The sequence below is a fragment of the Adlercreutzia sp. DFI.6.23 genome (assembly GCF_024462535.1).
In the GTDB taxonomy this organism is placed as follows: domain Bacteria; phylum Actinomycetota; class Coriobacteriia; order Coriobacteriales; family Eggerthellaceae; genus Adlercreutzia; species Adlercreutzia rubneri.
On the sequence record NZ_JANGBP010000823.1, the window covers coordinates 1 to 287 of the forward strand.

The 287-nt window shown below is 64.1% G+C and carries 1 protein-coding gene; it reads right to left on the minus strand.

The genetic code is table 11. From position 1 onward, the window contains the following. Nucleotides 1–287 (minus strand): relaxase/mobilization nuclease domain-containing protein (locus NE591_RS15605; protein WP_256157143.1); only part of this gene is annotated, 287 nt, incomplete at both ends.

Here is a 287-nt window from a genome sequence, read left to right on the forward strand (position 1 = left end):
TCGGTGGCGAGGTTGGTGTTGTTGTCGACGATGTGGGCGTGGGGGATCTTGCGCTCGGTGTCGTCGTGCAGGACGATCGCCGCCTCGAAGTCGGCGAAGTGCCTGAGCGCCCAGGCGCTCGCGAGCTCCGCCACCTGGTCTGCGGTCAAGCCGTCTTGAGGATCGGGCGACATGACGAAATGCTTGAAGGTCCTCGCCGGCTTGCCATTCGGCGCCATCCTTTTGAGCATCTGCTCCGTGGTGTTCGCGGTGTAGCGACTTTTCCCGATAGGTCGGGCGGCCTTGCC